This window comes from Winogradskyella undariae (genome assembly GCF_013285155.1).
GTDB lineage: Bacteria > Bacteroidota > Bacteroidia > Flavobacteriales > Flavobacteriaceae > Winogradskyella > Winogradskyella undariae.
In genome coordinates this window covers 108,155-128,570 of record NZ_JABTEL010000001.1, presented here as the reverse complement: position 1 = coordinate 128,570, position 20,416 = coordinate 108,155, and the positions used below count along the sequence as shown (strand labels likewise).

Genomic DNA, 20,416 nt, shown 5'->3' with positions numbered 1-20,416 from the left:
CTTTTACTTCGTAAATAAACTTTTAATTTTTAAACTAATCACACCAAAAATAGCTTCAGTTATAATACCTCCACTCATTTTTGATTTTCCTTTTGTTCTATCTTTAAATATAACAGGTATTTCTACAATTTTAAAGCCTTTTTTATGCGCTTTAAATTTCATTTCAATTTGAAAAGCGTAACCAACAAATTTTATCTTTTTAAGGTTGATGGCTTCTAAAACAGTTCTATGATAACAAATGAATCCTGCTGTAGAATCCTTAACTTTCATTCTTGTTATTAATCTCACGTAACGCGATGCTCCATAAGATAAAAGAATACGAGACAAAGGCCAATTTACAACTGTAATTCCTTTTACATAACGAGATCCGACGGCTACATCTGCACCATCAACAGCACATGCTTTGTATAATCTTGGAAGATCATCTGGATTGTGTGAAAAATCAGCATCCATTTCAAAAACATACTGATAAGATCTTTCTAAAGCCCATTCAAATCCGGCGATATAAGCCGTACCTAAACCACTTTTTTCTTTACGCTCTAACAAAAACAATTGATCTTTAAATTCTTGCTGTAACTTTTTAACGGTCTCAGCTGTATGATCGGGTGAATTATCATCAACAATTAAAACGTGAAAATCCTTCTGTTCAGAAAACACAGTTCTAATGATTGATTCAACATTTTCAATCTCATTATAGGTTGGTATGATGACAATCGCGTCTGACATTAACTCACTTTTAAATCTACTTGTTCGTGGCCTTTTAAAATTTTAACAAAAATAAAGTTTTTAATATAAAAAATGTCGGAATTAACTTTTTTGATAGATATGAATTGGACACCTTAAATTAAGCGCATTTTTTATAATTTAGCGCCATGCGAAATTATATAACACATGAGTGGTTTACCATTTTTACAATCATTGGATTGTTTACCATTGCTGTTGCTAAATACCTAAATTCACTTCGCTTTAAAGACTTTATGTATGTTATAGGAAACTCTAAATACCTTAAAATATACTCAAAAGAGCGAAAAAAAATTGATCTATTTGATAGTTTTCTATTTATAAATCTTTCATTATCATTAAGTGTTTTTATTTATTTCGCCTATTCTACATTTATAGAACCTCTAAATTTTGAATTAATTTCGTTCTTAAAATTAGTGTTTTTAGTCTTTTCTATTATCATTACAAAAATAGTATTAGAGCGTTTAATTGGAAGCCTTTTTGAAATAGACAGTCTAATAACCAACTATTTATTTCAGAAAACAACATTTAAAAATTTTTCCGGAATCCTGTTTTTAGTAGCAAATTTGTTTTTATTATATACAGATATCAACATTAGTATCGTCTTGATATCAGCATTCATAACTGTTTGCCTTGTAAACGTCATTGGTTTTATATCTTCATTCAAAACTCATCAAAAAACAATTAATCCTAATTTTTTGTATTTTTTATTGTACCTTTGCGCTCTCGAAATTAGCCCTTATATTCTTTTATATAAGCTAATTAGAGAATATAACGCTTAAAACACAAGCATTCCGTATGAAAGTGAAAACAATTTTAGTATCGCAACCAGAGCCTAAAATAGAAAACTCACCATACTTTGATCTGCAAGAAAAGCAAAAAGTTAAAGTAGACTTTAGACCCTTTATCCATGTTGAAGGTGTATGTTCTAAAGACGTGAGACAACAAAAAGTTGACTTAAGTAAATTCACAGCTATTATCCTTACAAGTAGAAATTCCGTAGACCATTTCTTTAGAGTCGCAGACGAATTGCGTTTTAAAGTTCCTGATTCATTGAAATACTTCTGCCAGTCTGAAGCTGTTGCTTATTATTTACAAAAATATGTGGTGTATAGAAAACGTAAAATCTATGTTGGGAAACGTACATTTGAAGATCTTATACCTTTAATTAAAAAATATAAAGACGAATCGTTTTTATTACCAACTACTGACAAAGTAAAACCTATTATTCCAGAATTATTAGATGGTTTAAAAGTCAATTGGAAACAAGCTACTTTTTACAGAACCGTAATTAGTGATTTATCTGATTTATCTAATGTAACTTATGATATATTAGTATTCTTTAGCCCCTCTGGCATTGAATCCTTATTTCATAACTTTCCAGACTTTAAGCAAAATGAAACTCGTATTGCTGTTTTTGGAAACACCACAGTTCAGGCAGTAAAAGAAAAAGGATTGCGTGTAGATATTTCTGCACCAACACCAGAAACACCTTCTATGACTATGGCATTACAGAAATATATTGATTCTGTAAACAAAGGAAAATAGTTTAATTACTATAAAACATAAAAAAAGCGATTCTAAATTTAGAATCGCTTTTTTAGTTCATATAAGTTATTTTTTAAAACGAGTAACGTTGTGGGCCACCACGTCTTACTTCTTCTGATGCATAAGACTCAAATTCTTTAAAGTTTTCTCTAAATGCATTTGATAATTTAAATGCCATAGTGTAATATGCTTTATCATCGTTCCATGTTGTTCTAGGACTCAACACTTCTGTTGGTACTCCAGGACAACTTCTTGGTTGTGCTACACCAAAAACAGAATGGATATGGTAATCCTCATAAGTGTAATCACCCAAATCACCATTTAAAGCTGCATTAATCATCGCTCGTGTATATTTTAATTTCATACGTGTTCCTACTCCGTAAGGACCACCTATCCAACCCGTATTTACCAACCAAACATTTACACCTGCTTCTTTCATTTTTTCACTTAACATCTTAGCATATTCCGTTGGATGCAAAGGCATAAAAGGCGCTCCAAAACAAGCTGAAAAACTTGGTACTGGTTCTACAACACCTGCTTCTGTACCTGCAACCTTAGCGGTATAACCAGAAATAAAATGATAAGCTGCTTGACTTGGTGTTAGTTTAGATATCGGAGGTAATACACCAAAAGCATCTGCTGTTAAGAAAAATATATTTTTAGGGTTCTCTCCTACTGATGGTTTTCTAATATTATCTATATGGTAAATTGGGTAACTTACTCTTGTGTTTTGTGTAATGGATGTATCTTCAAAATCAACATGACCTTTGTCATCCATAATCACATTTTCGAGAATAGCTCCTTTTTTAATCGCAGCAAAAATCTCAGGTTCTTGTTCTTGAGATAGGTTAATCACTTTTGCATAACAGCCACCTTCAAAATTAAAAACAGAGTTTTCAGCTGTCCAACCATGCTCATCATCTCCAATTAAACTACGATTAGGATCTGTAGAAAGTGTGGTTTTTCCTGTTCCAGATAGACCAAAGAAAATAGCCGTATCATCTTCCTTACCAACATTTGCACTACAATGCATTGGTAAAGTATTTTTAAACACAGGAAGAATAAAGTTTAAGGCAGAGAAAATTCCTTTTTTAATTTCACCTGTATAACCAGTTCCTCCAATTAAGGCAATCTTACGTGTAAAATCTAAAATGGCAAAGTTATGCTGACGTGTTCCATCAACTTCTGGATCTGCCATAAAACCTGGTGCATTAACAACAGTCCATTCGGGTGAAAAATCTTTTAATTCATCTTCCGTAGGACGGAGAAACATATTATAAGCAAACATATTACTCCAAGGATATTCATTGATAACTCTAATGTTTAGCTTGTAGTTTTCGTCTGCACATGCATAACTATCTCTCACATAAATCTCCTTATCAGATAAATAAGCAACCACTTTATCATATAACTTTTGAAACTTAGTACTCTCGAAAGGAATATTGATATCTCCCCACCAAATTTTGTCCTTGGTAATATCATCTTTCACAATAAATCGATCCATTGGTGAACGACCTGTAAACTCGCCAGTATTAACTGCTAGAGCTCCCGAAGACGACTCAACACCCTGACCTTTAGAGATAGTTTCAGCATGAAGTTCTTCTGACGATAATTGATAATTAACTTTTGCGTTTTTAATTCCATATTGATTTAACGAAATCGTTTTCGTAAACTGAGAATGGTTTGTCATAATATTAGTGTTATTTAGTTATGTAAAACTAATATTATATTTTGAAACACCATATTTGGAGGCCATTAATTCCCTTTATTTCTAATTATACCAACTAATAAAAATACCCAGCCAGTAATAAGTAATAAGCCTCCCAAAGGAGTAATGAGTGCAATAGATTTAAAATCGAAAGCTGAAAGTGTATTTGTTGCCAAACCATAAATAGACCCAGAAAAGAATATAACTCCGAAAAGTGTGAAATAAAAAATTAATTTTTTCATTTTTAAACTCACCATAGTTGTACTTCCTACTATGAGCAGAAAAAAAGCATGATAAAGCTGATAACGCACACCTGTTTCAAAAGTTTGAATAGCCGCTGTATCTACTAATTTTTGTAAACCATGAGCTGCAAATGCTCCTAAAATTATACCTAAAATTCCAAAAATGGTTCCCGTAATCAATAGTATCTTGTTCATAATAAGTATGCTTTACGTTTTTATTACTCTTCGATTCCTTATTTTCGTAGAACACAAATTTAGTCATTATGAGAAACATTTTAATTGTCGGAGCGGGTAAATCTTGTTCATACCTTATAAAGTATTTACTTGACCATTCTGAAACAGAAAAACTACACCTCACCATAGGAGATCTTAATGTAGAAAATGCTAAAAAACTCGTTGGCTCCCATCCTAACACAGAGGTTATTCACTTAGATGTTTTTAATACCGAATCGAGAACTGCTGCTGTAAAAAAAGCAGATATTGTAATTTCAATGCTTCCTGCTCGTTTTCATATCGAGGTTGCTAAAGATTGTATTACTTATAAAAAGAATTTGGTTACAGCCTCTTATGTAAGTCCAGAAATGCAAGCCTTAGATGAAGAAGCCAAAGCCAACAATCTTATTTTTATGAATGAGATTGGTGTAGATCCTGGTATAGATCATATGAGTGCTATGCATGTTATTGACCGCATTAGAGATGAAGGCGGAAAAATGATCTTATTTGAATCTTTCACTGGTGGTTTAGTAGCACCTGAAAGCGATAATAATCTATGGAACTATAAATTTACATGGAATCCTAGAAATGTTGTACTGGCCGGACAAGGTGGTGCTGCTAAGTTTTTACAGGAAGATAAATTTAAATACATTCCTTATAATCGCTTATTTAGACGTACGGAATTTTTAGATGTTGAAGAATATGGTCGTTTTGAAGGGTATGCCAATAGAGACTCTTTAAAATATCAACAAGTTTACGGTTTAGAACATGTAAAAACCTTATATCGTGGAACTATTAGACGTGTTGGTTTCAGTAGAGCTTGGAATGTTTTTGTACAATTAGGAATGACTGATGATAGCTACACTGTTGATGATAGTAATAATATGAGCTATCGCGATTTTGTAAATTCTTTTTTACCCTACAGCCCTACAGATTCAGTAGAACTAAAATTTAGACATGCGCTTAAAATTGACCAAGACGATATGGTTTGGGACAAGTTTTTAGAGCTCGATATTTTTAATCCTGAAAAAATGGTAGAATTAGATAAGGCAACTCCTGCTCAAATTCTTCAGAAAATTTTAATGGATAGCTGGACGCTTAGTGAAGCCGATAAAGATATGATTGTTATGTACCATAAATTTGGTTACGAGCTCAATGGAGAAAAACATCAAATTGATGCGACCATGGTAACACTTGGTAAAGACCAAACCTATACTGCTATGTCTAAAACCGTAGGTTTACCTGTCGCAATTGCAACGCTAGCTATATTAAATGGAAAAATAAAAACTCCAGGTGTTCAAATTCCGATTACAAAAGAAGTTTACACACCTATCTTAAAAGAACTAGAAGCTTACGATATTGTCTTTAAAGAATATAAAGTTCCTTATTTAGGTTATAATCCTTTAAATGTATAATATCAATATTTACACTATTAATTTAAAAAAGTGTTTCAATATGAAACGCTTTTTTTATCTTTCGATTTCAAATTAATAGTTTATATATTCATGAAAATTAACGATGGTGGTATTTACATAGATGGTATTGATAAAAAAATACTAAGAGCATTAATGGAAGATGCCAGAACTCCAATTCTCGAAATTGCTCGTAACGTAGGGATTTCTGGTGCTGCAATACATCAGCGTCTAAAGAAACTTGAAAAATCTGGACTTATTGCTGGATCTAAATTTATCATTAACCCTAAAGCCTTAGGATATACCACCATGGCTTTTGTTGGTGTGTATCTTGATAAAGCGATTAGTAATCCTGAAGCAGTAAAGCAATTACAAAAAATACCAGAAGTTATTGAATGTCACTACACCACAGGTAACTGGTCTATTTTCATTAAAATACTTTCTAGAGATAATGAGCATTTAATGCATGTCCTTAATTCTGAAATACAAAGTATCAAAGGGGTTTCTAGAACAGAAACATTTATCTCCTTACAAGAACAAATAAATCGTCAGATTAAGATCTAAAAAAAGCACGTATTTTCATACGTGCTTTTTTAATTTTGTTTATTTCAATATTATGGTGCTGGATTAGGAATCTCTGCATGCACCGCATTAATCGCTTTCATAACCTCATTCGATAACGAAATATTAATACTCTCAATATTTTCTGTTAACTGACTAAGATTGGTTGCTCCAATAATATTACTGGTAATAAATGGCCTTTCATTCACAAAGGCTAAAGCCATTTGTGCTAACGATAAATTATTATCTTCCGCAATTTTTAAATAGCGCTTAGTGGCCTCTGTAGCTTGCACACTATTATAACGTGAAAATCTTGGAAATAATTTTAAACGCGCATCATCTGCAGCAGTCCCTTTAATGTATTTACCAGATAATACACCAAATGCCATTGGCGAATATGCTAAGAGTCCAATATTCTCGCGATGGGCAACCTCTGCCATATCACCTTCAAAAACCCTATTTATTAAAGAGTAGGCATTTTGAATGGTAATCATTCGAGGTAAACTATGCTGCTTAGATTCTTCTAAATAACGCATGGTTCCCCAAGCTTTTTCATTAGAAATACCAACTTGTCTAATTTTACCCGATTTTACAATGGCATCTAAACTGTGAAGAATTTCATTAAAATTATCTTCCCACTGATCGTCAGTATCAGGTGTATAATCGCGTGTCCCAAACGTGTTTGTATTACGTTCTGGCCAATGTAACTGGTATAAATCTATGTAATCTGTTTTAAGACGTTTTAGACTGTTTTCTACCGCTTCATTAAGTGCTTCTTTACTAAAACCATTGGCTCTAATATGTGCTGTATAATCTCCTGTTCCTGCAATTTTTGTAGCTAAAATAACCTTATCTCTATTTCCTGATTTTGCAAACCAATTACCGATAATGCGTTCCGTTTCGGCATACGTTTTTTCTTCTGCTGGAACTGGATAAAGTTCTGCACAATCAAAGAAATTAACACCTTTATCTAATGCTAAATCCATTTGAGAAAATCCTTCTTCTTGGGTATTTTGGTTTCCCCAAGTCATGGTTCCCAAACAAATTTTACTAACTTTTATATCTGTATTTGGTAATGTTGTGTATTTCATCTTCTATTCCTACAAAAGCAGGAATCTCTTTTTAGTTAAACTTAATTTCAAAAAGCACTTCGACAAACTACGTTTGCATAACTTCTAAATGAAAATTATTTTGTTTATCGCTAATGCTTAAAGTAACATTTGATATTTAAAATATATCGCAAAAATAAGAAGACCTCACAGGTTTTTGAATACTGTGAGGTCTAAATGTATGTTAAGATTTTGAATCCTGAGATTCCTGCTTCCGCAGAAATTTATTAGATATCATTTAAAAGTTTAGAAATCTCATCTAACTTAGGCGTTAAAACTACTTCTATTCTTCTATTTTTAGCTCGACCATCTAAAGTATCATTGGTTGCAATTGGCGCATATTCACCGCGACCAGCTGCAGTTAAATTTTCAGGATTAATAGCATCATTCTCTCTAAGAATATTTACAATTGCCGTAGCACGTTTTGCAGATAGATCCCAATTACCACTTAATTGTGCATTTCCTTTATAAGGTACATTATCAGTATGTCCTTCAATCAACACAGAGATTTCTGGATTCTCTGCTAAAACACTTCCTAATTGTTTAACGGCTTGTTTTCCTTGTGACCCAACGTACCAACTTCCAGATTCAAACAATAATTTGTTTTCCATTGAAATATAAACTTTCCCGTTGCGTTGCTCAACCGTTAATCCCTTACCTTCAAAATTAGTTAAGGCTTTAGAAATTGCATCTTTTAATTTACGCATAGCTGCATCTTTACTTGCTATTACATTTTCTAATTCTGCAACACGTTGCGAACGACTTTCTAATTCTTTTTTCAATGTATTTAATCGCTCAATTTCTGATGCTAATGCTTGTTCTTTTGCCTCTAATTCTGCTAAAAGCTCTCTGTTTTTTTGTGAATTTTTAGCTATAGAAGCTGAACTATTTTCTTCTAAAGCTTTATATGATGCTTTTAAAGTTTCTAAGTTAGACTGAGCAGCAGCATAATCTGATTGCAATTTATCGCGCTCAGCAACAGCTTCGTCATAAGACTTCTGTAGATCATTTAAATCGTTAGTCAAATGTGTTTTATCTGTAGATAATGTTTCTAACTCATCAGATAAACCTCTATTTTCTTGTTTTAAATCGGCATATTTATCTTCAAGTTCTGTATATATTTTTTTAGACACACACGATGTGAATAAAGTGATGGTTAAGGCTAGGATTGAAAGTCTTTTAATCATGATGCTTCTGTTAAATGATGTTATATAAATTATTGTTTAGGGTCTAATTTAATTTTTAAAGATCGAGTTCTAATAAAATTGGACAATGGTCACTATGCACGGCCTCGGTTAATATAACGCTGCGTTTTATTTTTTCTTGTAACGGTGCGCTTACCATGGCATAATCTAATCGCCAACCTTTATTATTTGCTCTAGAATTTGCTCTGTAACTCCACCAAGAATATTCTTGACGTTCCGGATGCAAGAATCTAAAACTATCTACAAATCCACTTTTCACAAATTCTCCTAACCATTCGCGTTCTTCTGGTAAAAACCCAGAAACACCTTTCATTTTAGGGTTATGAATATCAATTTCTTCATGACAAATATTATAATCTCCACAAACCACCAAATTTTGTTTTTCCTTTTGAAGCTCTATTAAATACTGTTGAATAAGGTTCATATATTCAAACTTATGAGATAATCTAGCAGCATTTGTTCCCGAAGGCAAATACATACTCATTACAGAAACCTCATCATAATCTACTCTAATATTTCGACCTTCAAAATCCATAGATTCTATTCCGGTTCCAAATTCAATATGCTTAGGTTCTTTTTTACATAAAACCGCTACACCACTGTAACCTTTTTTCTGAGCGCTAAACCAATAATTAAAATTATAACCTGCTTCAGTAAACAAATCTAAATCGAGTTGCTCTTCCATCGCTTTAATTTCTTGCAGACAAATAACATCGGGACCTGTGGCTTTTAACCACTCTATAAATCCTTTATTTATTGCTGCTCTGATACCGTTTACGTTATAAGAAACTATTTTCATGTATTTAAATTTATTGTTTATTAATGCTTACAAACTGTTTACTATTCATCACTCTTTTAGGTGATCAAACCTTAAACATGCTCGTTTCATTTCGTCATTTTCAGATTAACTGCTAAATTAAATAATACTGTACTTTTACCCTATAATTTTATACTGCATTTAACGATAAAATATTTTTAGCTTTAAACAGTTATTATTCCACATGAAGTCTGCTCTACTTTTTATATTCATTCTATCTACGACCTTGGGGTTTTCCCAGGATCAGGATGGTAATTTTAGACAAAAAAAAGTCGCAGTAAATGATTCTATTCAAATTGACTCTGTAAGTATTAATCCTTCTCGTTTTAAAGTATTAACCACAGATAATAAAGTTATAGATTCTACTTTATATGAAGTAGACTTTGCTAAATCACTATTACGTTTTAAACTTCCAACCGAAATAGACAGCATTAAAATTGAATATTTACGCTACCCAAAATTCTTAACTAAAGTATATAAACAATTAGACGATGCCGTTGTTATAGACCGCTCTTCTACTGGGTATCGACAATTATATAGTTTACAAAATAACACAACAAACAACACGCTTACACCTTTTGATGGACTTACAACTTCTGGAAGTATTTCTCGTGGAATTACAATAGGAAATAATCAGAATTCAGTTTTAAATAGCGAACTCGACCTACAGATTTCAGGAAAACTGAATGACAAAGTTACACTTAGAGCATCCATACAAGATGCTAATATTCCGCTGCAAGAAAGCGGTTATTCTCAGAGTTTAGATCAATTTGATCAAGTGTTTATTGAATTATTTAGTGACGATTGGAATATTAGAGCAGGAGATATAGATTTAGAAAACACGAAAAGTTATTTTGCTAATTTTTCAAAACGTGTACAAGGACTTCTTGTAAACGCAAATTTAAGTGATAAAACCTCTGTTTTTGCTTCGGGAGCTTTGGTACGTGGGCAGTTTACATCCACACAATTTACAGCCGAAGAAGGTAACCAAGGCCCATACAAATTAACGGGCTCTAATAATGAACTTTATGTTCTTGTAGTTTCTGGAAGCGAAACCGTTTACGTTAACGGAGTACCTTTAGAGCGCGGCGAAAACAACGATTATGTTATAGATTATAATGCTGGTGAAATAATTTTTAACTCTACATTTCCGATGACTTCAGAAATGCGAATTACAGTTGATTATCAGTTTAGCGAACGTAATTATTCTAGATTCACCGTTTTTGGTGGAGCTAATTTTGAAACAGAAACCTTAAAATTAAATGTTTCCGTTTATTCTGAAAGTGATGCTAAAAACCAACCACTACAGCAAAACCTGTCTACAGAGCAAACCCAAATTTTATCCAATGCTGGTGATGATATAGATTTAATGTCGGCATCTTCTGCATCACTCACAACGTATTCTGAAAATCGAATTTTATATCGAAAAGAATTTATTGGAACAGAAGAAATCTATGTCTATTCTAATGATTCTGAAGACGAATTGTACAGTCTAACCTTTACTTCTGTAGGTGCAAATGAAGGTAATTACATATTAAGCAACACAAACGCTATCAATAACATTTATGAATATGTAGCACCAATTTCTGGTGTTCCACAAGGAAGTTATGAACCTATTACACAATTAATTCCTCCAGAACGTTTGCAAATCGCAACAATTAACGGGCAATACAACCCTAGTAAAAAAACGAATCTGTTTTTTGAATTTGCTGGGAGTAAAAAAGATGATAATTTATTTTCAATTTTAGATGATGATAACAATGATGGTTATGCTGGGAAATTTACTTTAAATCAAAATCTTATAAAATCGGATAGTCTTTGGAATCTTTCTGCTCTTGTTGATGCCGATTTTATTCAAAAAAACTTTAATACCATAGAGCGTTTATACAGAGCCGAATTTGCGCGCGATTGGAATTTAGACACCTCTGAAACTACAGACGAAACTTTAGATTATGGAAATCAGCTATTATTTACATCTGGATTAAGTTTATCACACGCAAAAAAAGGTAGTATTACTTATAGTTTTGAACATTTAAACTATTCTGAAAACTTCAACGGAAACCGACATAATGTAACTGCTAATTTAAGGTTGGGTGATTTCAAGGTTTATTCAAGCTCAAGTCTTTTAAATAGTAAAAATACTATTAATCGTTCTACATTTCTAAGATCATTCAATAGTGTTACTTATGGTAAAAACAATAAATGGACAGGTGTAAAATTTTCAACAGAAGATAATGAACAACGCGCTATAGAAACAGATTTACTAACAGAATTAAGTCAGAAATTTAAATCTTACGAAGCTTTTGTTGGTATTGGAGATAGCACCAAAGTTTATGCAGAAGTAGGCTACATTAAACGTTTTAACGACAGTTTACGCAGCAATAATCTAAAACGTGTAAATATTTCTAGTACTTATTATCTAAATTCTCGATTGATTCAAAATCAAAACACAAGTCTTCAATTATTTTTAAATTATAGAGATTTAAAATCGGAAGATAGCAGCACTGAAGACGAGCAAAGTTTAAATAGTAGATTGACTTTTAATCAGAAATTATGGAAAAACTTAGTTATTTCAAATACCAGTTTTGAAACAAACTCAGGAACTTTAGCACAGCAAGATTTTACGTATGTTGAAGTTGAAGCAGGACAAGGAGCTTACACTTGGATTGATTATAACGACAATGGCATTCAAGAATTAGACGAATTTGAAATTGCACAATTTACAGATCAAGGCAGTTATATTAGAGTCTTGTTACCGAACCAAGTTTATGTGCAAACCCATCAAAATAGATTCGGACAAACCGTTACAATTAACCCACAATCCTGGAGTGTTTCAGAAGAAAAATCGAAACAATTTTGGTCGCATTTCTACGAGCAAGCTTCCTTTATTGTAGACAGTAAAAAGTTTAAGGAAGATAATTCTTTTAATTTAGATCCGTTTGAAGCTTTAAAAGATGATTTAGATACGGAAGATTTTGTTGCCTTAAATTACAGCGTTAGAAATGTATTGTTTTTTAATAGAGGAAAACAACACTACACCACATCTTACACCTACTTAACTAATAAAAGCAGAAACTTATTGACTACAGGAATTCAACAAAATAAAACGGATAGTCATCAGCTAAATTTTAATCATAAAATTGACGTTAATTGGTTGTTTAACACCTTAGCGAGTTTAAGTAATAATGATAGTAAAAGTGAGAATTTTACGAGTAAGAATTATAACTTAGATGAATATCAATTTCAACCTAAATTAAGTTATTTATTTAGTGAAAATGCTCAGTTTGACATCTTCTATCAATATACTTCCAAAGAAAATACCATAGATAGTTTTGAAACTTTAATACAGAATAACTACGGGCTATCCTTTACTTATAATAACGCACAAAAAATAGCATTAACAGGAGAGTTCAACTTTTTTGAAAATGATTTTGAAGGCGATTCAAACACACCAGTTGCCTACCAAATGCTTGAAGGTTTACAAGCTGGAAAAAACTTTACATGGAGTTTATTAGCACAAAAAAAACTGACTAAATATTTAGATTTAAATTTGAATTATTTTGGACGAAAATCAGAAACTTCAAAAATGATTCATACTGGAACAATTCAGTTAAAAGCTTACTTTTAGATAAAAACATCTATTTTATATTCCGTTATAACTTGTATAAAACCTTTAAAAACGGTATACTGCGTAAAGACCAACAAAACTCATTAATGAAAGACTTTGTAATTGTAGGAGCTGCACAAGCAGGCCTTTCTATGGCTTATTTTCTTAAACAAAAACAGAAAGATTTTTTAATCATTGATAAAGAAAAAGAGGTCGGAGCTTCGTGGCTTAAACGCTGGGATTCTTTAAAACTATTTACACCTACCGAGTTTAACCACTTAATAGGAATGGATTTTCCGGCCGCAAAAGGTCATTATCCAGACAAATATGAAATAGCTTCTTATTTTAAGCAATATGCCGAAAAATTTGAATTCCCTATTCAATTAGAAACTCTAGCTGAAAGTATTGAAAAAATTGATGATGGTTTCCTTATCAAAACCAATCAACAAGAAATCACTTGTAAACAGGTTATCATTGCTACAGGTCCATTTCATATTCCTTTTACACCTAAATTTCACAAAAACCTTTCAGATACTATATACCAAGTTCATAGTAATTATTATAACAGTCCAGAACAATTACAAAAGGGTCCGACTCTTGTTGTTGGTGGCGGAGATAGTGGATTTCAAATTTTAAACGAAATATCGAAGAACACAACCGAAACCACATATTTTTCGGGTAGCACAGACATAAGAACACTTCCTCAGGAGATTTTAGGAAAAACCCTTTGGTGGTGGTTTACTAAAACAGGATTTTTAAGTTTTAGTAAAACATCGTGGATTGGTAAAAAGATCAATCAATCTAAACAACCCATTATAGGAACGGATGTAAAAAGCATTATAAAACGAGATAATGTAGAAGTCGTTGGCCATACACTTGACACGGATGAGAACATTATAAAAACAGCAACCAAAGAACTAAACAATATTAAAAACATTATTTGGGCTACAGGCTACAAACCAAATTTTAAATGGATAAAAAATATTGAACTTTGTAAAAATGGATATCCAATTCACCAAAGAGGAATTAGCACCACAAAGGGACTTTATTTTATTGGTTTACCCTGGTTACACACTAGAGGTTCTGCTACTTTAGGCGGCATAAAAAAAGATGCAACTTATTTAGCGGGTAAGATTTTATAAATAGCTAACAAAATAAAAATATTTAAGACAACTATTTGCTTTAACCCATGTAACCTTTATTACATAAACACGCCTAAAAGTTTGTATCTTCGTGGTGTTATGAGCAAGCTAATCGCTTTTACATACTCACTTTTGATTCTTATTCAAAGTTTCAACATTGGCTTAGAAGATCTTTCTAAGTTCGGTATATTAATGGAGCATGCTGACTATCATAAAGAGTTGTATGGCGACACATTTATACAGTTTTTAGCAGAGCACTATGGTAACGCAATATACCAGCATGATAACGAAGAACACAAAGAGCATAAAAATTTACCTTTTAAAGATGCTCACCACACATGCTCTCATACTCAAATCCCCTTTATAGACTTAACGGTTACTTTAACAATTAATAAACAAGATTTTATAAAAATCCCATTCAATTTTCACTATACAGAATCTCATACAACTTATGAGAAATCTTCTGTTTTTCAACCACCCAAGCACGCATAATTCACTTTAGATTATAATCCTGTTTTTTTTTTACAAAACAGGCATCCATTATTTTTTAATTTTTATGAATTATGTTAGAATACATTATTAAGTTCAGCTTAAAAAACAAGCTGATCATCTTCCTGTTTACAGCATTTATTATTGGGTTTGGATTTTTATCACTCAGTCAAATTCCTATTGGAGCAGTTCCTGATATCACCAACAATCAAGTACAAGTCATTACCACATCTCGCAATTTATCAACGCAAGATGTAGAACAATTTATTACTTATCCGGTAGAATTAGAAATGGCAAATTTACCAGGAGTAGAAGAAATTCGTTCGGTATCAAAATTTGGCTTATCTGTTGTGACTATTGTTTTTGAAGATGATATGGGAACTTTTCTTCCCAGACAACTGATTGCTGAAAAAATAAAATCTGCATCAGAAAAAATCCCTGAAGGTTTTGGTAATCCAGAAATGGGACCTATCACCACAGGTTTAGGAGAAATATATCAATACATTTTAGACGTTAAACCGGGTTATGAAGATCAATATTCGGCAACCGACTTAAGAACCATTCAAGATTGGATTGTAAAGCGTCAACTATCAGGAATACAAGGAGTTGTTGAAATCAATACTTGGGGAGGATTTTTAAAGCAATATGAAGTTGCAATTAATCCAAACAAGCTAAATGCAATGCATATTTCTATATCAGAAATCTACGATGCACTTGAAAAAAATAATAGTGTTGCTGGTGGTGGGTATATTGAAAAAAATAATGAATCCTTTTTTATTAGAGGTGAAGGTTTAGTAAAAACCTTAGACGATATTGAAAACATAGTCGTTAAAAACACCTCAACACCAATTTATATTAAAGATGTTGCTAAAGTCGGATTTGGTAGTGCAACACGCTTTGGTGCTATTACCGGAAATGGTGAAGGCGAAAAAGTTTTAGGTCAAATTATGATGATTAAAGATGGAAATTCTAAAGCCGTCATCGATGCCGTAAAACTACGCATAGAATCCATAAAGCATACTTTGCCAGAAGGTGTATTTATCAATGGCTTTTTAGAACGAAGTGAACTCATTGGAAAAACTACATTTACAGTCTCAGAAAATTTAATCCTTGGCTCTCTCATTGTCATTTTTGTAGTGGTTTTACTACTCGGTAATTTACGCTCTGGATTAGTAGTGGCTTCAGTCATTCCTTTGAGTTTATTATTTGCCATTTCCATGATGAACGTATTTGGAGTCGATGCCAATTTAATGAGTCTTGGCGCCATTGATTTCGGAATCATTATCGATGGAGCTGTCATTATTGTAGAATTTATTGCTTTCAGAATTATCACTCAAAGCGACAAACTAAAAGCACTTAATAAAGAAGAAAAACAGACCGAAATTGACAATATAACCCTAAAAAGTGCTTCAAAAATGATGAATTCAGCCATTTTTGGACAATTAATCATCTTAATTGTTTTTATTCCTATTTTAACTTTAAGTGGTGTAGAAGGTAAAATGTTTAGACCCATGGCACTCACCTTTAGCTTTGCTTTAATTGGCGCCATGATTCTATGTTTAACTTATGTCCCGGTAGTGGCTTCATTGTTTTTAAAACCAAGCCCACCCTCTTCAAAAAATGTATCGGTTAAGCTAATGAATTTTATTAAAAAAAGATACGAACCAATTATCAATTGGGCTTTAAGACACAAGAAAATTGTACTCATTCTCTCTACCGTTTTATTAGCTACGAGTGTTTTTATATTTAGCAGAATGGGCGGTGAATTTGTTCCCACATTAGACGAAGGTGATTTTGTAATACAACCTATATTAAAAACAGGAACTTCTCTCGGAAAAACCATTGAGACAACTACAAAAATAGAACAAATTTTGTTAAATAATTTCCCTGAAGTCGACCAAGTAGTTACGAGAATAGGTGCTGCAGAAGTTCCAACGGACCCAATGTCTATGGAAGAAAGTGATGTTATTATTAAGCTAAAACCTAAAAAAGAATGGGTTTCAGCAAACAGTAAAGATGAATTAGCTAATAAATTTAAAGAAGCATTGTCCATCATCCCTGGTATGGAGGTCGAATTTACCCAACCCATTGAAATGCGATTTAATGAACTTATTACTGGGGTTAGAGCCGATGTTGCTATTAAAATTTTTGGAGAAGATTTATCCATTTTAGCAAAAAAAGCAAATGAAGTAAAAACCTTAATTCAAAATGTGCAAGGTGCTTCGGATATTACGGTAGAAAAAGTGGAAGGTTTACCACAAATGAGCGTTGTTTTCAACCGACATAAAATAGCAAGGTATGGACTCAATATTTCAGATGTAAATCATTTGATTTCAATGGGATTTGCTGGGGAAACGGTTGGAAATGTCTTTGAAGGAGAAAAACGTTTTGACCTCGTTATCCGTTTAGATGAGAATAGCAGAAAAAATCTAGCGAGCCTTCAAAATTTATATATTGATGTTCCAAACGGAACTAAGGTTCCATTAAGCGAATTAGCTGATATCAAATATACCGAAGGACCCGCTCAAATTTCTAGAGATGATACTAAAAGACGAATTGTAGTTGGTATAAATGTTAGAAATCGAGATTTAGAATCGGTTGTAGATGATGTTAGAACAATTCTAGATACCAAATTAAAACTTCCCGTAGGTTATAATATTACTTATGGTGGCCAATTTGAAAATCTACAAAGTGCTAAAGACCGACTTTTAATTGTGGTGCCAATTGCCTTAGCTTTAATTTTTGTGCTATTGTATTTTGCTTTTCATTCGGTAAAAGAAGCTTTAATTGTATATTCTGCAATTCCACTAGCCGCAGTTGGTGGCGTCTTACTGTTATGGTTACGCGACTTACCGTTTAGTATTTCGGCAGGTGTTGGTTTTATTGCACTTTTCGGTATTGCAGTACTTAATGGAATTGTACTCATTGAACACTTTAAATCCTTGCACGATGAAGAGGGTATGAATGATATTGATGCACTTGTAAAACGAGGAACCACAGAACGCTTAAGACCCGTATTATTAACCGCATCTGCTGCTGCCTTAGGGTTTTTACCTATGGCAATCTCTACCAATGCCGGTGCAGAAGTACAACGTCCGTTAGCAACAGTAGTGATTGGCGGTTTATTTACTGCCACCATTTTAACCTTAGTTGTATTACCCGTTTTATATGCTTGGCTTAAAAATAGAACAGCTCCTAAAACGAATAAAACAGCAATAGTAACTATTATCGGTTTTCTATTTATATGGAATAGCAATGCGCAATCACCTCTAACCGTTGAACAAACTTTAGATTTAACAATAGAAAATAACGCGAGTTTAAAGGCTTCAAATTTAAAAATCGAAAAAAGCAATGCATTTGTAGGAAGTGCTTTTAGTTTTGACAAAACAGCTTTGTATTATAATTATGACGAAAGCAACCTCGCTTCAAACAACAAACCTTTAAAGGTGTTTAAAATTGCTCAAGACTTTAAATTTCCAACCGTTTATTTTGCTGATAAAAAAGTAAATAAGGCTTTGGTTAATTTAGAAGAATCTAGATATAATATTCAACTTCAAAAAGTTAAAAAGAAAGTTTATTCTAGCTATTATCAATTGCAATATGCTAAGCAACGTGCAAAAACCTATCGCTTTTTAGACAGTCTTTATAAAGATTTCGCACAGAAATCAGCACGACGTTTTGAACTAGGTGAAACCAATTATTTAGAAACTATTACCGCAGAATCTAAGCAAAAACAAATCCAAACGTTATACAAACAAGCTTTACAAGATATTGAATTTTCTAAAGAACAATTAAAAGCTATCGCTCAAGTCGATACTATTACTATTATAGATCAAGATTTAGAAAAACTTGAATTAAACAGTCCATCTCTTGATGATAATTCAGGATTAAGCTATTATGAAAATGCTAAAAACTATCAAGATGCGCTTTATAAATCTGAAAAGCAAAGTCTTTTACCAGACCTTAGTTTCGAATATTTTCAAGGAACAAATGACCAATTAAATGCGAATCTTAGAGGCTATCAATTTGGACTAAAAATACCGTTGTTATTCTTTGGAAATTCATCAAAAATTAAAGCTTCAAAAATCGCTAAAGAAATTATTACTGAACAGAAACAAGATTATAAAATACAGTTAAATTCTGAATACAAATCGCTTTTAACGACACAAAACAAATATGAAGAAGCCATTAGTTATTACGAAAAGCAAGGCAAGCGTTTAAAAGATGAAATTATAAAAACAGCCAACAGAACCTTTAAAGAAGGAGAAATTGACTTTTTTCAATACATCCAAAGTTTAGAAACAGCAACAGACATTGAGCTAACTTATTTAGACAATCTAAACGCATACAACCAAACTGTTATTAACATTAATCACCTTATTTTAAATATCTTTTAAAGATGAAACATCTATATTTTATAATATTCGCAGTACTTATTACAGCCTGTGGAAACGACAATAACAATACATCGGAACCTATATCAACAGATGAAGGAGATCACGACCATATCTCTATTACAAAAACACAATTTGAAAGTGAAAAAATGGTTTTTGGAAGCTTAACTGAATTAGATTTTAACGAAAGCATAAAAGTTAACGGTATAATTGATGTGCCACCACAAAGTAAATCTAGTATTTCTACTTTTATAAGTGGTTACATTACCAATACACCATTACTTATTGGTAGTGAGGTAAAAAAGGGACAACTTCTAGTAACGCTTCAAAATCCAGAATATATTGAAATTCAACAAAATTATCTCGAAGTTACAGAACAACTAAATTACTTAAAATCGGAATTCAACAGACAAAAAACATTGTTTGACGAACAAATTACCTCTGAGAAAAATTATCTCAAAGCCAAAAGTTTATACAAAAGTAATTTAGCACATTACAATGGCTTGCGTAAAAAACTACAGATGATGAATATTAGTCCTAAACGTGTAGAACAAGGACAAATTTCTTCGACCATAAACTTGTATGCACCAATTTCTGGTACTGTAAGCAAGGTAAATATAAGTAATGGTACCTATGTTTCTCCAAGTGATGTAATTTTAGAACTTGTAAATACAGATCATATTCATCTAGAACTCGCAGTTTTTGAAAAGGATATTATGAACGTTAAAAAAGGACAACAAATCCGTTTCAAAATCCCTGAAGCTTCTAAAGATACTTTTGATGCAGAAATTCATTTAGTCGGTACAACTATTGATGCTGAGACGAGACGTGTACAGGTACATGGACATGTAGAAAATGAAGATAGCAACTTTATTGTAGGCATGTTTGTAGAAGCTGAAATCATTACTGAAAGCACAAAAAAATTAAGCCTCCCAAAAGAAGCTATAATCCCCTTAGAGGACGGAAATTATGTTTTAGTTTTAGATGAAGAAAATGAAGATGAGTTTCATCTAAAAAAAATAAAAGTAAATTTAGGAAAACAAACAGAAGATGCTGCAGAAATTCTAAATACAGACAATTTAAAAAACAAACAAATATTAATAAAAGGTATTGGTATGCTATTGAATGAAAGTGAAGGTGGTCATAGTCATTAATGGATTTAGGTGTTTTTTAGATTCAACTTTTTATTATATTTGATATATCTATATGATACAGTTATCATTATAAC

At 32.2% G+C, this 20,416-nt stretch carries 15 protein-coding genes; 9 read left to right on the top strand and 6 right to left on the bottom strand.

All coding sequences use genetic code 11. The features are described 5' to 3' along the window. Positions 1-3: 3 nt before the first annotated feature. Entirely contained in the window at positions 4-726 is a 723-nt protein-coding gene (locus HSX10_RS00545) for a polyprenol monophosphomannose synthase (protein WP_173586247.1), read from the bottom strand. Positions 727-872: 146 nt separating this feature from the next. Between HSX10_RS00545 and HSX10_RS00540 the strand changes: the two genes are divergently transcribed. Both HSX10_RS00540 and HSX10_RS00535 read left to right on the top strand, forming a co-directional pair. Continuing rightward, complete coding sequence (locus tag HSX10_RS00540) at positions 873-1,523, top strand: DUF4271 domain-containing protein (RefSeq protein ID WP_173586246.1); 651 nt, start codon at positions 873-875, stop codon at positions 1,521-1,523. Positions 1,524-1,539: 16 nt separating this feature from the next. Continuing rightward, positions 1,540-2,289, top strand: a complete 750-nt coding sequence (locus HSX10_RS00535; protein ID WP_173586245.1) for a uroporphyrinogen-III synthase — start codon at positions 1,540-1,542, stop codon at positions 2,287-2,289. A 73-nt stretch (positions 2,290-2,362) separates the two neighbouring features. Here the strand turns inward: HSX10_RS00535 and pckA are convergent, their stop codons facing one another. After that, the gene (pckA, locus tag HSX10_RS00530) at positions 2,363-3,979 is read right to left on the bottom strand and encodes a phosphoenolpyruvate carboxykinase (ATP) (RefSeq protein ID WP_173586244.1); all 1,617 of its coding nucleotides are present in this window, start codon (positions 3,977-3,979) and stop codon (positions 2,363-2,365) included. Positions 3,980-4,044: 65 nt separating this feature from the next. Further along, a complete protein-coding gene (locus HSX10_RS00525) occupies positions 4,045-4,434 on the bottom strand; it encodes a DUF423 domain-containing protein (protein WP_173586243.1) in 390 nt (129 codons plus the stop codon). Positions 4,435-4,502: 68 nt separating this feature from the next. On the opposite strand from HSX10_RS00525, the gene HSX10_RS00520 reads away from it, so the two are divergent. Then, positions 4,503-5,867: a saccharopine dehydrogenase family protein gene (locus HSX10_RS00520; RefSeq protein ID WP_173586242.1), complete on the top strand. Its 1,365-nt coding sequence runs from the start codon at positions 4,503-4,505 to the stop codon at positions 5,865-5,867. Positions 5,868-5,957: 90 nt separating this feature from the next. Then, entirely contained in the window at positions 5,958-6,428 is a 471-nt protein-coding gene (locus HSX10_RS00515; protein WP_173586241.1) for an Lrp/AsnC ligand binding domain-containing protein, read from the top strand. A 50-nt stretch (positions 6,429-6,478) separates the two neighbouring features. Here the strand turns inward: HSX10_RS00515 and HSX10_RS00510 are convergent, their stop codons facing one another. The 3 genes from HSX10_RS00510 to HSX10_RS00500 form a co-directional block, all read right to left on the bottom strand. Continuing rightward, on the bottom strand, positions 6,479-7,516 hold the full coding sequence (locus HSX10_RS00510; protein ID WP_173586240.1) for an aldo/keto reductase: 1,038 nt from the start codon (positions 7,514-7,516) through the stop codon (positions 6,479-6,481). Positions 7,517-7,761: 245 nt separating this feature from the next. Then, positions 7,762-8,721, bottom strand: a complete 960-nt coding sequence (locus HSX10_RS00505) for an OmpA/MotB family protein (protein WP_173586239.1) — start codon at positions 8,719-8,721, stop codon at positions 7,762-7,764. A 55-nt stretch (positions 8,722-8,776) separates the two neighbouring features. After that, complete coding sequence (locus HSX10_RS00500; RefSeq protein ID WP_173586238.1) at positions 8,777-9,538, bottom strand: exodeoxyribonuclease III; 762 nt, start codon at positions 9,536-9,538, stop codon at positions 8,777-8,779. A gap of 202 nt (positions 9,539-9,740) precedes the next feature. Between HSX10_RS00500 and HSX10_RS00495 the strand changes: the two genes are divergently transcribed. The 5 genes from HSX10_RS00495 (at position 9,741) to HSX10_RS00475 (ending at position 20,342) form a co-directional block, all read left to right on the top strand. Further along, positions 9,741-13,184: a DUF8818 domain-containing protein gene (locus HSX10_RS00495; RefSeq protein ID WP_173586237.1), complete on the top strand. Its 3,444-nt coding sequence runs from the start codon at positions 9,741-9,743 to the stop codon at positions 13,182-13,184. An 86-nt stretch (positions 13,185-13,270) separates the two neighbouring features. Continuing rightward, complete coding sequence (locus HSX10_RS00490) at positions 13,271-14,305, top strand: flavin-containing monooxygenase (RefSeq protein ID WP_173586236.1); 1,035 nt, start codon at positions 13,271-13,273, stop codon at positions 14,303-14,305. A 99-nt stretch (positions 14,306-14,404) separates the two neighbouring features. Then, on the top strand, positions 14,405-14,797 hold the full coding sequence (locus HSX10_RS00485) for a hypothetical protein (RefSeq protein ID WP_173586235.1): 393 nt from the start codon (positions 14,405-14,407) through the stop codon (positions 14,795-14,797). Between the two features lie 71 nt (positions 14,798-14,868). Continuing rightward, on the top strand, positions 14,869-19,191 hold the full coding sequence (locus HSX10_RS00480; protein WP_173586234.1) for a CusA/CzcA family heavy metal efflux RND transporter: 4,323 nt from the start codon (positions 14,869-14,871) through the stop codon (positions 19,189-19,191). 2 nt (positions 19,192-19,193) lie between these two features. Then, on the top strand, positions 19,194-20,342 hold the full coding sequence (locus HSX10_RS00475) for an efflux RND transporter periplasmic adaptor subunit (RefSeq protein WP_173586233.1): 1,149 nt from the start codon (positions 19,194-19,196) through the stop codon (positions 20,340-20,342). The last annotated feature ends 74 nt before the right edge of the window (positions 20,343-20,416 follow it).